Raw genomic sequence first — 15,141 nt, 5'->3', positions numbered from 1 at the left:
GTCCAAAAGTCATCTGGATCTGCCTTTGCGCCTGCGCTTTTAATGAGGTCACAGGATGTTGCCTTGATAACAAGTGCAGGAATGACAAAGGAGTGTCAACGATATGGAATGTGCAGACAGGCGAGGCGGCATTGCTGTCGGCTCGCAACAGGACAGGTTTGTGGAACCGTTTCTCGGCGGGTTCGACATGGCGTTGATCCGTCCGCTGTCCCGGTCGGTCCGCTTGAACGGGTTTGCGACCTGCATGCGGCTCGAACAGGTTTACTGGAATATCCTGGGCCGGATGGCCGAGGATAATTGCTGTTCGGTCGGCACGCTGTTGTCCCGTCTCGACCGTGAAGTACACCTGCGCCATGGCGGGGTGAAAAACTTCAGTGGTCTGGTACGGGTAGTGTGCGTGGTGCATGGCCTGCGGGATTCTCCGGGGATGCACGACGCGGGTTGTCACTGACGATACGGCCTGTGCAGTCTTACGGCTGCACAGGCCGCATTTAATGGATATAATCCCGCTCTTTCGCCGCACAGCCCCGCGTGTGCTGGCAATCTGATTGCCGAGACAACCCCATGCCGATGTACGATTACCAATGTGCTTCCTGTGGTCATCAGTTGGAAGCCATTCAAAAGATCAGCGACGCACCACTGGTCGATTGCCCTGCCTGCCAGGCGCCTGAACTCAAGAAGCAACTGTCGATGCCGGGCTTTCGCCTCAGTGGCAGTGGCTGGTACGAAACCGATTTCAAGACCGGCGCGAAGAAGAATCTGGCCGGTGGCGACAAATCTGACTAGGGTTCAAACCCAGGTCGAACGACACGCGCGAGTTTCCACACGTTGCACAGTGCTTGAGTGCAGCGGGATCTCCACCGAATTTCGAATTACGAGAAGCGAACCACTACCATGATGCGCAGCCATTATTGCGGCCAACTGAACGAAAGCCTGGAAGGCCAGGAAATTACCCTTTGCGGATGGGTTCACCGTCGTCGCGACCACGGCGGGGTGATTTTCCTCGATATCCGTGATCGTGACGGTCTGGCCCAGGTAGTGTTCGATCCGGATCGCGCCGAGAGCTTCGCCGCCGCCGATCGCGTGCGCAGCGAATACGTCGTGAAGATCACCGGCAAGGTGCGTCTGCGTCCGGCCGGTGCCACCAACGCCAACATGGCGTCGGGCATGATCGAAGTGCTGGGCTACGAACTGGAAGTGTTGAACGAGTCGGAAACCCCGCCGTTCCCGCTGAACGAATTCTCCGACGTCGGCGAAGAAACCCGTCTGCGTTATCGCTTCCTGGACCTGCGTCGTCCGGAAATGGCCGAGAAGCTGCGTCTGCGTTCGCGCATGACCACCAGCATCCGTCGCTACCTGGACGAGAACGGCTTCCTCGACGTCGAAACCCCGATCCTGACCCGTGCCACTCCGGAAGGCGCGCGCGACTACCTCGTGCCGAGCCGTACCCACGCCGGTTCGTTCTTCGCGCTGCCGCAATCGCCACAGCTGTTCAAGCAACTGCTGATGGTTGCCGGTTTCGACCGCTACTACCAGATCGCCAAGTGCTTCCGCGACGAAGACCTGCGTGCCGACCGTCAGCCTGAGTTCACTCAGATCGACATCGAGACCAGCTTCCTCGACGAAAAAGACATCATGGGCCTGACCGAAGGCATGATCCGCAACCTGTTCAAGGAAGTGCTGGATCTGGAATTCGGCGAGTTCCCGCACATGACCTTCGAAGAAGCCATGCGCCGTTACGGTTCCGACAAACCAGACCTGCGTAACCCGCTGGAACTGGTAGACGTGGCCGACCAACTGAAAGAAGTGGATTTCAAGGTCTTCAGCGGCCCTGCCAACGACCCGAAATGCCGTATCGCCGCGCTGCGCGTTCCAGGCGGGGCGAGCATGCCGCGCAAGCAGATCGACGACTACACCAAGTTCGTCGGCATCTACGGTGCCAAGGGCCTGGCGTACATCAAGGTCAACGAGCGTGCGGCCGGTGTTGACGGTCTGCAATCGCCGATCGTTAAAAACATCCCGGAAGCCAATCTGAACGTGATCCTCGATCGCGTGGGCGCAGTCGACGGCGACATCGTGTTCTTCGGCGCCGACAAGGCCAAGATCGTCAGCGAAGCCCTGGGCGCGCTGCGTATCAAGCTCGGTCATGACCTGAAGTTGCTGACCTGCGAATGGGCTCCGATGTGGGTCGTCGACTTCCCGATGTTCGAAGAGAACGACGACGGCAGTTTCTCCGCCTTGCACCATCCGTTCACCGCGCCGAAGTGCACTCCGGAAGAGCTCGAAGCCAACCCCGCTGGCGCTCTGTCCCGTGCCTACGACATGGTGCTGAACGGCACCGAGCTGGGTGGCGGTTCGATCCGTATCCACCGCAAAGAGATGCAACAGGCGGTGTTCCGTCTGCTGGGCATCAACGAAGCGGAACAGGAAGAGAAGTTCGGCTTCCTGCTCGACGCCCTGAAATACGGCGCGCCGCCACACGGTGGTCTGGCCTTCGGTCTGGACCGTCTGGTGATGCTGATGACCGGTGCCCAGTCGATCCGTGAAGTGATCGCCTTCCCGAAAACCCAGAGTGCTGCCGACGTGATGACGCAGGCACCGGGTGTCGTGGACGCGAAGGCATTGCGCGAACTGCACATTCGTTTGCGCGAAACGCCGAAGGCTGAGTAAGACGGGCCTGAAGGCGCATCTTCGGATGCGCCTTTTTTCTTTCTGCAGTGATTGAAAACAAGATTTTTTTTGCTGGCCGATGCACCTGCATGGCGGGCATTGTTCAAGAGAATTCGGAGCGAGTTATGGCAGGTCATTCCAAGTGGGCGAACATCAAGCACCGCAAAGAACGCCAGGATGCCAAGAGAGGCAAGATCTTCACCAAGTGGATCCGCGAACTGACCGTGGCGGCCCGTCAGGGCGGCGGTGATCCGGGCTCCAACCCGCGTCTGCGTCTGGCGCTGGACAAGGCGCTGGGCGCCAACATGAGTCGCGACATCATCGACCGTGCCGTGGCCCGTGGCGCCGGTGCGACCGAAGCCGACAACGTTGAAGAACTGACCTACGAAGGTTACGGCCCGGGCGGCGTGGCGGTGATGGTCGAGTGCATGACCGACAACCGCAACCGTACCGCAGCGGCCGTGCGCCACGCGTTCAGCAAGTGTGGCGGCAACCTCGGTACCGACGGTTCGGTAGCCTATCTGTTCGAACGCAAGGGCCAGATCAGCTTTGCCCCGGGCGTTGACGAAGACGCGCTGACAGAGGCCGCGCTGGAAGCCGATGCCGACGACGTGGTCAGTCACGAAGATGGCTCGATCGACGTGTTCACCTCGTTCACCAGCTTCTACGCGGTACGCAATGCCCTGGAAGCCGCCGGTTTCAAGGGGGATGACGCGGAAATCGTCATGCAGCCGACCACCAGCGCCGAACTGGATCTGGAGGGCGCCGAGAAGGTGCTCAAGCTGATCGACATGCTGGAAGACCTGGACGACGTGCAGAACGTCTACTCCAACGCGGACATTCCGGAAGACGTGGCCGCTCAGCTCGGTTAAGAGCGACTAGGCTCAATGTGGGAGCTGGCTTGCCAGCGATGGCGTCGGCACATCAGCCAATGATGGTGCCTGACACACCGTCATCGCTGGCAAACCAGCTCCCACATTTGTTTTTTGTGTTTTTTCGAACCAGCAGGCTTATGACTTTAATTCTTGGTATCGACCCCGGTTCGCGCATTACCGGTTACGGCATTGTTCGCGATACCGGACGCGGCGGTTGCATCTACGTCGCCTCGGGTTGTATCCGCACCGGTGCCGGCGAGCTGCATGAGCGGTTGCAGATTGTCTACCGCGGCGTGCGGGAAATCATCCAGACCTACGGCCCGGTCACCATGGGCATCGAAAAGGTGTTCATGGCAAAAAACGCCGACTCGGCGCTCAAGCTCGGGCAGGCCCGTGGGGCCGCTATCGTTGCCGGCGCCGAAGAAAGCCTGGAGATCGCCGAGTACACGGCCACTCAGGTCAAGCAGGCTGTGGTGGGAACCGGTGCTGCCAATAAAGAGCAGGTGCAGATGATGGTCATGCACATGCTCAAGCTGACCAGCAAACCGCAAATCGACGCATCGGATGCCCTGGCCATCGCCATTTGTCACGCTCACACCCGCTCCAGTCTGTTGCCGCACGGCTTGGGAACTGCACGCAGTCGTGGCGGGCGTCTGCGTCTCTGATAGCATCAGCAGTCAATTTCACGGAATGTGGATTTCGTGCCTGGGTTGTCGGCCGTGAATCCATGCTCTGTCGGTCGCCAGCCCACGGCTGGCCAACGCTCAAGGATCTGAAACGTGATTGGACGCTTGCGCGGCACTCTGGCTGAGAAACAGCCGCCGCACCTGATTCTGGATGTAAACGGCCTCGGGTATGAGCTGGAAGTGCCCATGACCACCCTTTATCGCCTGCCGTCGGTCGGTGAACCGCTGACCTTGCACACCCATTTGGTCGTACGCGAAGACGCGCAGTTACTCTATGGCTTTGCCGGCAAGCGTGAGCGAGACTTTTTTCGCGAGTTGATCCGTCTCAACGGTGTAGGGCCGAAACTGGCCCTGGCCTTGATGTCGAGTCTTGAAGTCGACGAACTGATCCGCTGCGTGCAATCCCAGGACACCTCGGCGCTGACCAAGGTGCCGGGTGTGGGCAAGAAAACCGCCGAACGCCTGCTGGTCGAGCTCAAGGATCGCTTCAAGGCCTGGGAAACCTCGCCGGCCATGTTCGCGCTGGTGCCGAACCAGCCGGACGGCCCGGCGCCGGTCAATACGGCCGAGAACGATGCGGTCAGCGCGCTGATTTCCCTGGGCTACAAGCCTCAGGAAGCGAGCAAGGCGATTTCCGCGATCAAAGAGAAAGGCCTGAGCAGCGAAGACATGATTCGACGCGCCCTGAAGGGAATGATTTAAGTGATTGAAGCTGATCGTCTGATCGCCGCCACGCACAGCCCGCGTGAGCGCGAAGAAGTCCAGGATCGGGCGATACGTCCCGTCAGCCTGGCCGAATACATCGGCCAGCCGACCGTTCGCGAGCAGATGGAATTGTTTATCCAGGCCGCCCGTGGCCGTAGCGAATCCCTCGACCACACGCTGATCTTCGGTCCGCCGGGGCTGGGTAAAACCACCTTGGCGAACATCATTGCTCAGGAAATGGGCGTGTCGATCAAGAGCACTTCCGGTCCGGTGCTGGAACGTCCAGGTGATCTGGCGGCGCTGTTGACCAACCTTGAACCGCACGACGTGCTGTTCATCGATGAAATCCATCGTCTGTCGCCGATCGTCGAAGAAGTGCTGTACCCGGCCATGGAGGATTTCCAGCTCGACATCATGATCGGTGAAGGGCCGGCGGCGCGTTCGATCAAGCTCGATCTGCCGCCGTTCACCCTGGTTGGTGCGACCACGCGGGCGGGCATGCTGACTAACCCGTTGCGCGACCGTTTCGGCATCGTCCAGCGTCTCGAGTTCTACAGCACCGCTGACCTGGCGACGATTGTCAGCCGTTCGGCGAATATCCTCGGTTTGCCGCTGGATCCGGAAGGATCTTTCGAGATTGCCCGCCGCGCCCGTGGCACGCCGCGGATCGCCAACCGACTGCTGCGTCGGGTGCGGGATTTCGCCGAAGTCCGGGCCAAGGGCCACATCACCAAATCCGTCGCAGATCTGGCGTTGAACCTGCTGGATGTCGACGAGCATGGTTTCGATCATCAGGACCGGCGTCTGCTGTTGACCATGATCGAGAAGTTTGACGGCGGCCCGGTAGGCATTGACAGTCTGGCGGCGGCGATCAGCGAAGAGCGCCACACCATTGAAGACGTGCTCGAGCCGTACCTGATTCAGCAGGGCTACATCATGCGTACGCCGCGGGGCAGGGTGGTTACCCGTCACGCGTACCTGCATTTTGGTTTAAACATTCCGACACGAATGGGCGAGATGCCCGTGGTAGACGAGTTTCTCGATGCCGTGGACGATTGATACACATTTATTGTCGATTTATTCAGCGTTTGTACTGTCACAGGACGGTACTTTTGCGGTAAAGCCTTCCAACAATGAAAAACAGTTGCCTGGCCGGATTGGCAACCCGAGGAGTAAGCACTAGAGTATGCGCGCGCAAAACGGGCTTGAGCCGTTCGCACATCGTTGTCGCGTTTATTACGAGGACACCGATGCGGGCGGCATCGTGTATTACGTTAATTACCTCAAGTTTATGGAACGGGCTCGAACCGAGCGGCTCCGGGAGCTGGGCTTTGCCCAGTCGGCGCTGGCAGGGGAGGACCTGTTGTTCGTCGTGCATTCCAGCGAAGCGCGTTATCACGCGCCGGCGCGACTGGATGACGAACTTCTGGTAAGCGCTGATGTAATCGAATTGAACCGTGCCAGCCTGCGCTTTCGACAGCAGGTCAGGCGGGCAACGGATAATGTGCTGCTCTGCGAAGGGCAGTTTCTGGTGGCCTGTGTGCGCACTAACAGTTTGAAACCCCGGGCCCTTCCCGAAGACCTGCGTGCGGCCTTTGCCGACGCGGTCGGCACGGGTACACACTCAAAGCAGGAGATAAAGCGTGGAAGCTAACGTCGTCGACCATTCCTCCATGTGGAGCCTGGTCAGCAATGCCAGCATCGTGGTGCAGTTGGTAATGTTGACTCTGGTGGCCGCATCGGTGACCTCATGGATCATGATCTTTCAGCGCAGCAATCTGATACGCGCCGGTCGACGTGCCCTCGAGAGCTTCGAGGAGCGATTCTGGTCGGGTATCGACCTGTCCAAACTCTACCGTCAGGCCGGCAGCAACCCGGATCCGGATTCCGGCGTCGAGCAGATTTTCCGCGCGGGCTTCAAGGAATTCTCCCGTCTGCGTCAGCAGCCAGGCGTCGACCCTGAAGCGGTGATGGAAGGTGTGGCTCGTGCCATGCGTGTCGCCATCTCCCGTGAGGAAGAGAAACTCGAGCAGAGCCTGCCGTTCCTCGCCACCGTCGGTTCCGTCAGCCCGTACATTGGTCTGTTCGGTACCGTCTGGGGGATCATGAACTCCTTCCGTGGTCTGGCCAGCGCCCAGCAGGCCACTCTGGCCACCGTCGCACCCGGCATCGCCGAAGCCCTGATCGCCACCGCGATCGGTCTGTTCGCCGCGATCCCGGCCGTTATTGCTTACAACCGTTTCTCTGCCCGCAGCGAAACCTTGCTGAGCCGCTACTACACCTTCGCCGATGAGTTCCAGGCGATCCTGCACCGCAAAGTGCACACCAGCGAAGAATAAGCAGGTATTTCCCGATGGCTTTAATCACTCGAGCCCGACACAAGCGCAAGCCGGTCGCCGAGATGAACGTAGTGCCTTACATCGACGTGATGCTGGTGCTGCTGGTCATCTTCATGGTGACTGCGCCGATGCTCAATCAGGGCGTGAAAGTGGATCTGCCCAAGGTTTCCAGCGAAGCCTTGCCGCAGGACAACAACACCCAGGTGCTGACCATTTCGATCAAGTCGGACAAGACCTACTACTGGAACCTTGGCAGCGAAGTCGACACCGAGAAGCAGCAGGACCGGGCCATGACCCTGCCACAGATGACCGACGCGGTGACCAAGATCATTCGCGCCGGTACTGAAGGCGGCAAGCGTACCCAAGTGTTCATCCGTGGCGACAAGTCCGTCGATTATGGCTCCGTCATGGGCGCCATGGGCGGGTTGCAGAAAGCCGGGGTCGGTAACGTTGGCTTGATCACCGAGGCGCCCTGATGCAGCAACAGCGAGAGCCGTCCGCCTCGGAAAGCTACTTCTGGCCCAGTGTCTGGGCGATTGGCTTGCACGTGCTGGTGTTCGGCATGCTGTTCGTCAGTTTCGCCCTGACTCCGGAGCTGCCGCCGGCCAAGCCGATTGTCCAGGCAACCCTGTACCAGCTGAAATCGAAAAGTCAGGCAACCACCCAGACCAATCAGAAGATTGCGGGTGAGGCGAAGAAATCCGCCGCGCGCCAGACCGAAGTCGAGCAGATGGAGCAGAAAAAGGTCGAGCAGGAAGCGGTGAAGGCTGCGGAACAAAAGAAAGAAGAAGCGGCTCAAAAGGCCGAGGAAGCCAAGAAGGCCGATGAGGCGAAAAAAGCGGACGAGGCGAAGAAGGCTGATGAAGCCAAAAAAGCCGACGACGCCAAGAAAGCCGCCGAAGCCAAGAAGGCAGAAGAGAAACAATTGGCTGATATAGCCAAGAAGAAAGCCGAAGAAGAAGCCAAGAAGGCTGCTGAAGAAGAGGCCAAGAAAGCGGCCGCTGAAGAAGCCAAGAAGAAGATCGTCGAAGACGCGAAGAAGAAAGCCGCCGAAGACGCCAAGAAGAAAGCTGAAGCTGAAGAGGCGAAGAAGAAAGTCGCCGAAGACGCGAAGAAGAAAGCTGCTGCCGATGCTGCGAAGAAGAAAGCGCAGGAAGCGGCACGTAAATCCGCCGAAGACAAAAAGGCTCAGGCCCTGGCAGATTTGCTTTCCGACACGCCGCAGCGCCAGCAGGCCTTGGCCGATGAGCAGGGCGATGAAGTCGCGGGCAGTTTCGATGACCTGATTCGTGCGCGGGCAGCGGAAGGCTGGGCACGTCCACCTTCGGCACGCAAAGGCATGACGGTTGTGCTGCAGATCGGCATGTTGCCGGACGGTACGGTGACTTCGGTCAGCGTGGCCAAGTCCAGTGGCGACGGTCCGTTCGATGCGTCGGCAGTGGCAGCGGTCAAGAATATTGGACGTTTGACGGAAATGCAGGGAATGAAGCCGAGCGATTTCGCTCCGTATCGTTCATTCAAGATGACATTCACACCTGAGGATCTAGCCTTGTGAGAAACCTTCTTCGAGGAATGCTGGTCGTGATCTGCTGCATGGCAGGGATCGCGATGGCGGATGAAAAGAACATTCTGGTCACCAGCGGCAGCGATCGGGCAACGCCGATCGCCGTCGTACCGTTCGGTTTCCAGGGCGGTGCCGTCCTGCCGGATGACATGGCTGAAATCATTGGTAACGATTTGCGCAACTCGGGCTATTACTCGCCGATTCCAAAGCAAAACATGATCAGCCAGCCAAGCCAGCCGAGCGAAATCATCTTCCGTGACTGGAAGGCGGTGGGCGCGCAATACATGATGGTCGGCAGCATCGTGCCGGCCGGTGGCCGTCTGCAGGTGCAGTGGGCTCTATTCAACGTCGCCACCGAACAGAAAGTGGCTGACGGCAGCGTGTCCGGTACCACCGAACAGCTGCGCGACATGGCGCACTACATCTCCGACCAGTCGTTCGAAAAACTGACCGGTATTAAAGGTGCATTCTCGACTCGCCTGCTGTACGTCACGGCCGAGCGTTTCTCCGAAAAGAACACCCGTTACACCCTGCAGCGTTCGGACTATGACGGCGCCCGCGCCGTGACCCTGCTGCAATCGCGCGAGCCGATCCTGTCGCCGCGTTTTGCACCGGACGGCAAGCGTATCGCCTACGTGTCGTTCGAACAGAAGCGTCCGCGCATCTTCATGCAGAACATCGACACCGGTCGCCGCGAGCAGATCACCAACTTCGAAGGCCTGAACGGCGCGCCAGCCTGGTCGCCGGACGGCAATCGCCTGGCGTTCGTACTGTCGAAAGACGGTAACCCGGACATCTACGTGATGAACCTCGGTTCGCGTCAGATCACCCGTGTGACTGCAGGTCCTGGCATCAACACCGAACCGTACTGGGGCAAGGATGGTTCGACCATCTACTTCACCTCCGACCGTGGCGGCAAACCGCAGATCTACAAGACCAGCGCTGGTGGCGGCGGTGCCGAGCGTGTGACGTTCGTGGGCAACTACAACGCCAACCCGAAGCTTTCGGCGGATGAAAAGACCCTGGTGATGATCCATCGTCAGGACGGTTTCACCAATTTCAAAGTGGCGGCTCAGGATTTGCAGCGCGGAAGTGTAAAAATCCTCACTGATAGCACTCTGGACGAGTCGCCTACTGTTGCGCCCAACGGCACCATGGTAATCTACGCCACCCGCCAGCAGGGCCGGGGAGTCTTGATGCTCGTGTCCATTAATGGACGCGTGAGGCTCCCGCTTCCTACCGCTCAAGGCGAAGTCAGAGAACCGTCCTGGTCCCCTTACCTGAACTGACGCGGCGCTTTACGTTTTACTTAACACACTGGGGTTCATTAGGAGTTTCACGATGGAAATGCTGAAGTTTGGTAAATTTGCTGCGCTGGCTCTGGCCATGGCTGTAGCTGTAGGTTGCTCGTCCAAAGGCGGCGACAACGCCGGTGAAGGCGCTGTTGATCCAAACGCTGGTTACGGCGCAAACACTGGTGCAGTTGACGGTTCCCTGAGCGAAGAAGCTGCTCTGCGCGCAATCACCACCTTCTACTTCGAATACGACAGCTCGGACCTGAAGCCAGAAGCCATGCGCGCTCTGGACGTTCACGCCAAAGACCTGAAAGCAAACGGCGCTCGCGTTGTTCTGGAAGGCAACACCGACGAACGTGGTACTCGTGAGTACAACATGGCACTGGGCGAGCGTCGTGCGAAAGCCGTTCAGCGCTACCTGGTACTGCAAGGTGTTTCCCCAGCTCAACTGGAACTGGTTTCCTACGGCGAAGAGCGTCCAGTTGCCACCGGCAACGACGAGCAGTCCTGGGCTCAAAACCGTCGCGTCGAACTGCGTAAGTAATTCGATATGCGAACGTGCCGTCGTGCTGTAACTGTTCTGGCTCTCAGCCTCGCGCCGCTTGCGGTGTGGGCTGCGGTTCCTGTGGTCGATGACAACTCCGGTTATAACAATAGCGGGAGCAGTTATCCGCCTGCAGGTTACGGTACGAACGGCGCCTATGCCGGGGGAGCGGCTTCGGCCCCTGCCTCGGCACAAGGCATGCTGTTCAACCAACTGCAACAAATGCAGGATCAGATATCGCGCCAGCAAGGCGTGATCGAAGAACTGCAGAATCAAGTTGCGCGCATGAAACAGGAATCCCTGGAGCGATACCAGGATCTTGATCGGCGCATAGGGTCCGGCGTTGCACCTGCCGCGACTCCCGAGAATTCTTCTGCCGGTGGCGATGCAAATGCTGCTGCCGGTGCCGCCGCTGGAGCCGGTGCCGCTGCGGCCGCCCAGGCACCCGCCGCGGGTGGCGAACCGGCTGATCCGGCCAAGGAAAAGCTGTATTACGATGCAGCTTTTGACCTGATCAAGGCCAAGGATTTCGACAAGGCCAGCCAGGCGTTTGCCGCTTTCCTGCGTAAATACCCGAACAGCCAATACGCGGGCAACGCCCAGTACTGGCTGGGTGAAGTGAACCTGGCCAAAGGCGATCTGCAAGGTGCAGGTCAGGCTTTTGCCAAGGTGTCGCAGCTGTATCCCAAGCACGCCAAGGTGCCGGATTCGCTGTACAAGCTGGCTGACGTAGAGCGCCGCCTCGGTCATACCGACAAGGTCAAGGGCATTCTGCAGCAGGTGGTGGCCCAATATCCGGGCACGTCCGCCGCGCAGTTGGCCCAGCGCGATCTGCAACGCATGTAACACCGTTTGACCCGTTTGGAAGAAACCCGCGCTTGTCGCGGGTTTTTTCGTTAGAATTCACGCCCTTTTATGAAACACGCTTCTGGTGATCTACGCGTTGGCGGGGTGGCCAGAGGTGCCTGACGGAGGCGGACAGCCTGTTTAGCTGTTACGCCCGTGGCGACTATGCAAGACACATTGAGAATTACCGAAGTTTTCTACTCGTTGCAGGGGGAAACGCGGACTGCCGGGCTGCCCACGGTTTTTGTGCGCCTGACCGGTTGCCCGTTGCGTTGCCAATACTGCGACAGCGCCTACGCGTTCAGCGGTGGCACGATCCGTACCCTCGACGACATCCTCGAGCAAGTGGCCGGCTTTCGCCCGCGCTACGTCTGCGTCACTGGCGGTGAGCCGCTGGCACAGCCCAATGCCATCCCTTTGCTCAAGCAGCTGTGCGATGCCGGCTACGAAGTCTCGCTGGAAACCAGCGGCGCCCTCGACATCTCGGCGGTCGATCCGCGGGTCAGTCGGGTGGTCGACCTGAAAACGCCAGATTCCAAAGAAGCCCATCGCAACCGTTACGAGAACATCGAACTGCTGACGCCCAACGATCAGGTGAAGTTTGTCATCTGCTCGCGGGAGGACTATGACTGGGCGGTATCGAAGCTGATCCAGTACGGTCTTGAGCGACGTGCAGGTGAAGTGCTGTTTTCCCCAAGTCACCACGACCTGAACGCTCGGGATCTGGCGGACTGGGTGGTGGCGGATAACCTGCCAGTGCGCCTGCAACTGCAGCTGCATAAATATCTATGGAATGATGAGCCGGGGCGCTGAGATGACTGAACAACTGAACACTAGCCAAAAACGTGCGGTAATCCTGCTGTCCGGTGGTCTGGACTCGGCTACGGTCGTGGCCATGGCCCGTGCTGAAGGTTACGCCTGCTACACGATGAGTTTCGATTACGGTCAGCGTTCCCACGCCGAACTGCATGCCGCTGCTCGCGTTGCCCGTGACCTGGGCGTGGTCGAGCATAAAGTGATCGGCCTGAACCTGAACGGCATGGGTGGTTCGGCCCTGACCGACACCAGCATCGACATCCCGGAAGAGCTCGGCGAAGGCATCCCGGTGACTTACGTGCCGGCACGCAACACGGTTTTCCTGTCGCTGGCTCTCGGCTGGGCTGAAGTGCTTGGCGCCCGTGACATCTTTATCGGCGTCAACGCAGTGGATTACTCCGGTTACCCGGATTGCCGTCCCGAGTTCATCGAGTCGTTCGAGCGCATGGCCAATCTGGCCACCAAGGCTGGCGTCGAAGGCAATGGTTTCCGCATCCAGGCACCGCTGCAGAACCTCAGCAAGGCGCAGATTGTCCAGGCGGGCGTGAAGCTGGGTGTTGATTACGGACTGACCGTTTCCTGCTATCAAGCGGACGACGATGGCCGTGCTTGCGGTAAATGCGACAGCTGCCGACTGCGTGCGGAAGGCTTCGCGGCGGCCGGAATCAGCGACCCGACACCTTATTTTTGATTTTTTTCAAATTAGGTGTTGAATAGTCCTTAAAAATCAGTATTATACGCGCCACCACACAGCGGGTCGTTAGCTCAGTTGGTAGAGCAGTTGGCTTTTAACCAATTGGTCGTAGGTTCGAATCCCACACGACCCACCATATTTGGCGGTTTAGAAAATCCGGAAGGCCCACGAAAGTGAGGATTTCCGGGTTTTTTTTTGCCTGCGATTCGGGCATCCCTCTCTTCGTTTCCTCCCGCCGTGACGCAGGTCAGAATCATCTTTTGTATCAACGGGATATTCTGTAGCCTTGCGCAGCTTCAATGCTGTCCGTGCCTGATAATACTCACTCTCCCGGCGGTACCCTCAAGCGGTCCGGAGCCGGGTGTATACTCGACTTTCGCGCGAACGCGCCTGCAGGTCTTGCGAACATGACGCAGATTTCCGAACGCCTTCTGGTACAAGCCCACCTCGACGCCAAGCAGCCCAAGCCGCTGACGGCCGAGGAAGAGGCTTACTACCGTTCCGCCATCGCCGCCGAGCTCAAGGCTCAGGACGCGGTGCTGGTTGCCCACTTTTATTGCGATCCGGTCATTCAGGCCCTCGCCGAAGAAACCGGCGGCTGCGTTTCCGATTCCCTGGAAATGGCCCGCTTCGGCAACGCCCATCCGGCCAAGACCGTGGTGGTCGCCGGCGTGAAATTCATGGGCGAGACCGCGAAGATTCTCAACCCTGAAAAACGTGTGCTTATGCCGACCCTGGAAGCGACCTGCTCGCTGGATCTGGGTTGCCCGGTGGACGAGTTCTCGGCGTTCTGTGATCAGCATCCGGAACGCACCGTGGTGGTGTATGCCAACACCTCGGCCGCCGTCAAAGCCCGGGCCGACTGGGTGGTGACCTCCAGCTGCGCACTGGAAATCGTCGAGAGTCTGATGGACAACGGCGAAACCATCATTTGGGGGCCGGACAAGCATCTGGGCACCTACATCCAGCGTCAGACCGGCGCCGACATGCTGCTATGGGATGGTGCATGCATCGTCCACGAAGAGTTCAAGTCCAAGCAGCTGGAAGACATGAAAGCGCTGTACCCGGACGCCGCCATTCTGGTGCACCCGGAGTCGCCGACCTCGGTGATCGAACTGGCGGACGCCGTCGGCTCCACCAGTCAACTGATTGCCGCCGCGCAATCGCTGCCTAACAAGACGCTGATCGTGGCTACTGACCGCGGCATTTTCTACAAGATGCAGCAGTTGTGCCCGGACAAGGTCTTCATCGAGGCACCAACCGCCGGTAACGGCGCAGCATGCCGCAGTTGCGCACATTGCCCGTGGATGGCCATGAACACCCTTGAGCGCACGCTCAAGTGCCTGAAGGAAGGTTCGAACGAGATCTTTGTCGACCCGGCCCTGATCCCGCAGGCGATTCGTCCGCTCAAGCGCATGCTCGATTTCACTCAGGCCGCGCGGATGAAGCTGGCCGGCAACGCCTGACCTTGCGACGCAAACAAAAACGCCCCGATTGGATCGGGGCGTTTTTGCATCTGCGGATTTATTTTGCTTTCTTCGGAATTCGCACGAGCTGCGTGTCGGAGTAGATGTCATGCCAGGCGCGTTTCTGTTTGTCGAACAGTGACCAGAAGAACCCCAGGCCCAGGCAGAGCCACGATGCAATCGACACCATGAACCGCAGCAACGCCTGCCACAGGCTGATTGCAGTGCCATCAGCGTTCTGCACGCGAATGCCCCAGACCTGCATGCCCAGGGTCTGCCCGGCGTGAGTCCAGAACTTGGCGAAGAAACCGAACAGCACCAACAGCAGCACCGTGGAGTAGAGAGGATCGCCATCCAGCTGCCCGGCGTCGGTCAGAACCCGCAGACGCTCCTCACCGATGATCGCGGCCTGGATCATCTTGTAGACGCCACCGGTCACGATCAGCAGGGCGGTACACAGCAGAAAGTCATAAAACATCGCTGCCAGACGACGGCCCAGGCCGACGGCGGGGAAATCGCCTTGGGGAGTGAGCAGGTGTTTCGACATGGCAGCCTCTCGACGCAAAATGAAGCGCCATTTTACGGATTTGCGCCCACAAAAAAGCCCCTGATATCAATATCAGGGGCTTTTTCGTTACAGA

18 protein-coding genes and 1 tRNA gene are annotated in these 15,141 nt (G+C 59.1%); 18 read left to right on the top strand and 1 reads right to left on the bottom strand.

Translation table 11 applies throughout. The features are described from left to right. Positions 1-103: 103 nt before the first annotated feature. The 18 genes from QLG12_RS00955 to nadA all read left to right on the top strand — a co-directional run bounded on the left by QLG12_RS00955 (position 104) and on the right by nadA (position 14,500). Positions 104-451 (top strand): ribbon-helix-helix domain-containing protein, encoded by a 348-nt coding sequence (locus QLG12_RS00955; protein WP_064383753.1) that lies wholly within the window; start codon positions 104-106, stop codon positions 449-451. A gap of 113 nt (positions 452-564) precedes the next feature. Next, positions 565-786 (top strand): zinc ribbon domain-containing protein, encoded by a 222-nt coding sequence (locus QLG12_RS00950; protein ID WP_007951210.1) that lies wholly within the window; start codon positions 565-567, stop codon positions 784-786. Positions 787-894: 108 nt separating this feature from the next. Further along, positions 895-2,670 carry an aspartate--tRNA ligase gene (gene aspS / locus QLG12_RS00945; protein ID WP_064383752.1) on the top strand — a complete coding sequence of 592 codons (1,776 nt, stop codon included), beginning with the start codon at positions 895-897 and terminating at the stop codon, positions 2,668-2,670. 125 nt (positions 2,671-2,795) lie between these two features. Then, positions 2,796-3,542 carry a YebC/PmpR family DNA-binding transcriptional regulator gene (locus QLG12_RS00940; protein ID WP_003227527.1) on the top strand — a complete coding sequence of 249 codons (747 nt, stop codon included), beginning with the start codon at positions 2,796-2,798 and terminating at the stop codon, positions 3,540-3,542. Positions 3,543-3,682: 140 nt separating this feature from the next. After that, positions 3,683-4,210: a crossover junction endodeoxyribonuclease RuvC gene (ruvC, locus tag QLG12_RS00935; RefSeq protein ID WP_007951206.1), complete on the top strand. Its 528-nt coding sequence runs from the start codon at positions 3,683-3,685 to the stop codon at positions 4,208-4,210. A gap of 114 nt (positions 4,211-4,324) precedes the next feature. Beyond that, the gene (ruvA, locus tag QLG12_RS00930; RefSeq protein ID WP_007951205.1) at positions 4,325-4,933 is read left to right on the top strand and encodes a Holliday junction branch migration protein RuvA; all 609 of its coding nucleotides are present in this window, start codon (positions 4,325-4,327) and stop codon (positions 4,931-4,933) included. After that, entirely contained in the window at positions 4,934-5,995 is a 1,062-nt protein-coding gene (gene ruvB / locus QLG12_RS00925) for a Holliday junction branch migration DNA helicase RuvB (protein WP_011335643.1), read from the top strand. 127 nt (positions 5,996-6,122) lie between these two features. Beyond that, the gene (gene ybgC, locus QLG12_RS00920) at positions 6,123-6,590 is read left to right on the top strand and encodes a tol-pal system-associated acyl-CoA thioesterase (protein ID WP_007951203.1); all 468 of its coding nucleotides are present in this window, start codon (positions 6,123-6,125) and stop codon (positions 6,588-6,590) included. Further along, on the top strand, positions 6,580-7,275 hold the full coding sequence (tolQ, locus tag QLG12_RS00915) for a protein TolQ (protein ID WP_039766018.1): 696 nt from the start codon (positions 6,580-6,582) through the stop codon (positions 7,273-7,275). Before ybgC ends, tolQ begins: the two co-directional genes overlap by 11 nt. Before the next feature lie 23 nt (positions 7,276-7,298). Then, a complete protein-coding gene (tolR, locus tag QLG12_RS00910; protein ID WP_162130475.1) occupies positions 7,299-7,751 on the top strand; it encodes a protein TolR in 453 nt (150 codons plus the stop codon). Beyond that, positions 7,751-8,830, top strand: a complete 1,080-nt coding sequence (gene tolA, locus QLG12_RS00905; RefSeq protein ID WP_064383749.1) for a cell envelope integrity protein TolA — start codon at positions 7,751-7,753, stop codon at positions 8,828-8,830. The genes tolR and tolA overlap by 1 nt, the downstream gene beginning before the upstream one ends. A gap of 17 nt (positions 8,831-8,847) precedes the next feature. After that, complete coding sequence (tolB, locus tag QLG12_RS00900; RefSeq protein ID WP_166742344.1) at positions 8,848-10,128, top strand: Tol-Pal system beta propeller repeat protein TolB; 1,281 nt, start codon at positions 8,848-8,850, stop codon at positions 10,126-10,128. A gap of 52 nt (positions 10,129-10,180) precedes the next feature. Continuing rightward, entirely contained in the window at positions 10,181-10,678 is a 498-nt protein-coding gene (gene pal / locus QLG12_RS00895; RefSeq protein WP_003178634.1) for a peptidoglycan-associated lipoprotein Pal, read from the top strand. A gap of 6 nt (positions 10,679-10,684) precedes the next feature. Next, positions 10,685-11,524 (top strand): tol-pal system protein YbgF, encoded by an 840-nt coding sequence (gene ybgF, locus QLG12_RS00890; protein WP_197870395.1) that lies wholly within the window; start codon positions 10,685-10,687, stop codon positions 11,522-11,524. Between the two features lie 165 nt (positions 11,525-11,689). Further along, positions 11,690-12,337 (top strand): 7-carboxy-7-deazaguanine synthase QueE, encoded by a 648-nt coding sequence (gene queE, locus QLG12_RS00885; RefSeq protein ID WP_007951198.1) that lies wholly within the window; start codon positions 11,690-11,692, stop codon positions 12,335-12,337. Between the two features lies 1 nt (position 12,338). Continuing rightward, positions 12,339-13,031 (top strand): 7-cyano-7-deazaguanine synthase QueC, encoded by a 693-nt coding sequence (gene queC, locus QLG12_RS00880; RefSeq protein WP_007951197.1) that lies wholly within the window; start codon positions 12,339-12,341, stop codon positions 13,029-13,031. Positions 13,032-13,094: 63 nt separating this feature from the next. Next, positions 13,095-13,170: transfer RNA gene (locus QLG12_RS00875), tRNA-Lys, on the top strand. A gap of 271 nt (positions 13,171-13,441) precedes the next feature. Then, the gene (nadA, locus tag QLG12_RS00870; RefSeq protein WP_282473730.1) at positions 13,442-14,500 is read left to right on the top strand and encodes a quinolinate synthase NadA; all 1,059 of its coding nucleotides are present in this window, start codon (positions 13,442-13,444) and stop codon (positions 14,498-14,500) included. Positions 14,501-14,558: 58 nt separating this feature from the next. Here nadA and QLG12_RS00865 read toward each other — a convergent pair whose 3' ends face one another. Beyond that, positions 14,559-15,047, bottom strand: a complete 489-nt coding sequence (locus QLG12_RS00865; protein ID WP_007951195.1) for an RDD family protein — start codon at positions 15,045-15,047, stop codon at positions 14,559-14,561. Positions 15,048-15,141 lie beyond the last annotated feature (94 nt).

This window comes from Pseudomonas sp. V88_4 (genome assembly GCF_029967985.1).
In the GTDB taxonomy this organism is placed as follows: Bacteria; Pseudomonadota; Gammaproteobacteria; order Pseudomonadales; family Pseudomonadaceae; genus Aquipseudomonas; species Aquipseudomonas glycinae.
Note: the sequence above shows the minus strand (reverse complement) of the source record. Positions and strands in the feature narration are given on the sequence as shown.

Bases quoted from the DNA above. Each gene is read 5' to 3' on its own strand.
- QLG12_RS00955 (WP_064383753.1), top strand. From the start codon at position 104: ATGGAATGTGCAGACAGGCGAGGCGGCATTGCTGTCGGCTCGCAACAG.
- QLG12_RS00950 (WP_007951210.1), top strand. From the start codon at position 565: ATGCCGATGTACGATTACCAATGTGCTTCCTGTGGTCATCAGTTGGAA.
- aspS (WP_064383752.1), top strand. From the start codon at position 895: ATGATGCGCAGCCATTATTGCGGCCAACTGAACGAAAGCCTGGAAGGC.
- QLG12_RS00940 (WP_003227527.1), top strand. From the start codon at position 2,796: ATGGCAGGTCATTCCAAGTGGGCGAACATCAAGCACCGCAAAGAACGC.
- ruvC (WP_007951206.1), top strand. From the start codon at position 3,683: ATGACTTTAATTCTTGGTATCGACCCCGGTTCGCGCATTACCGGTTAC.
- ybgC (WP_007951203.1), top strand. From the start codon at position 6,123: ATGCGCGCGCAAAACGGGCTTGAGCCGTTCGCACATCGTTGTCGCGTT.
- tolA (WP_064383749.1), top strand. From the start codon at position 7,751: ATGCAGCAACAGCGAGAGCCGTCCGCCTCGGAAAGCTACTTCTGGCCC.
- tolB (WP_166742344.1), top strand. From the start codon at position 8,848: ATGCTGGTCGTGATCTGCTGCATGGCAGGGATCGCGATGGCGGATGAA.
- pal (WP_003178634.1), top strand. From the start codon at position 10,181: ATGGAAATGCTGAAGTTTGGTAAATTTGCTGCGCTGGCTCTGGCCATG.
- ybgF (WP_197870395.1), top strand. From the start codon at position 10,685: ATGCGAACGTGCCGTCGTGCTGTAACTGTTCTGGCTCTCAGCCTCGCG.
- queE (WP_007951198.1), top strand. From the start codon at position 11,690: ATGCAAGACACATTGAGAATTACCGAAGTTTTCTACTCGTTGCAGGGG.
- queC (WP_007951197.1), top strand. From the start codon at position 12,339: ATGACTGAACAACTGAACACTAGCCAAAAACGTGCGGTAATCCTGCTG.
- nadA (WP_282473730.1), top strand. From the start codon at position 13,442: ATGACGCAGATTTCCGAACGCCTTCTGGTACAAGCCCACCTCGACGCC.
- QLG12_RS00865 (WP_007951195.1), bottom strand. From the start codon at position 15,047: ATGTCGAAACACCTGCTCACTCCCCAAGGCGATTTCCCCGCCGTCGGC.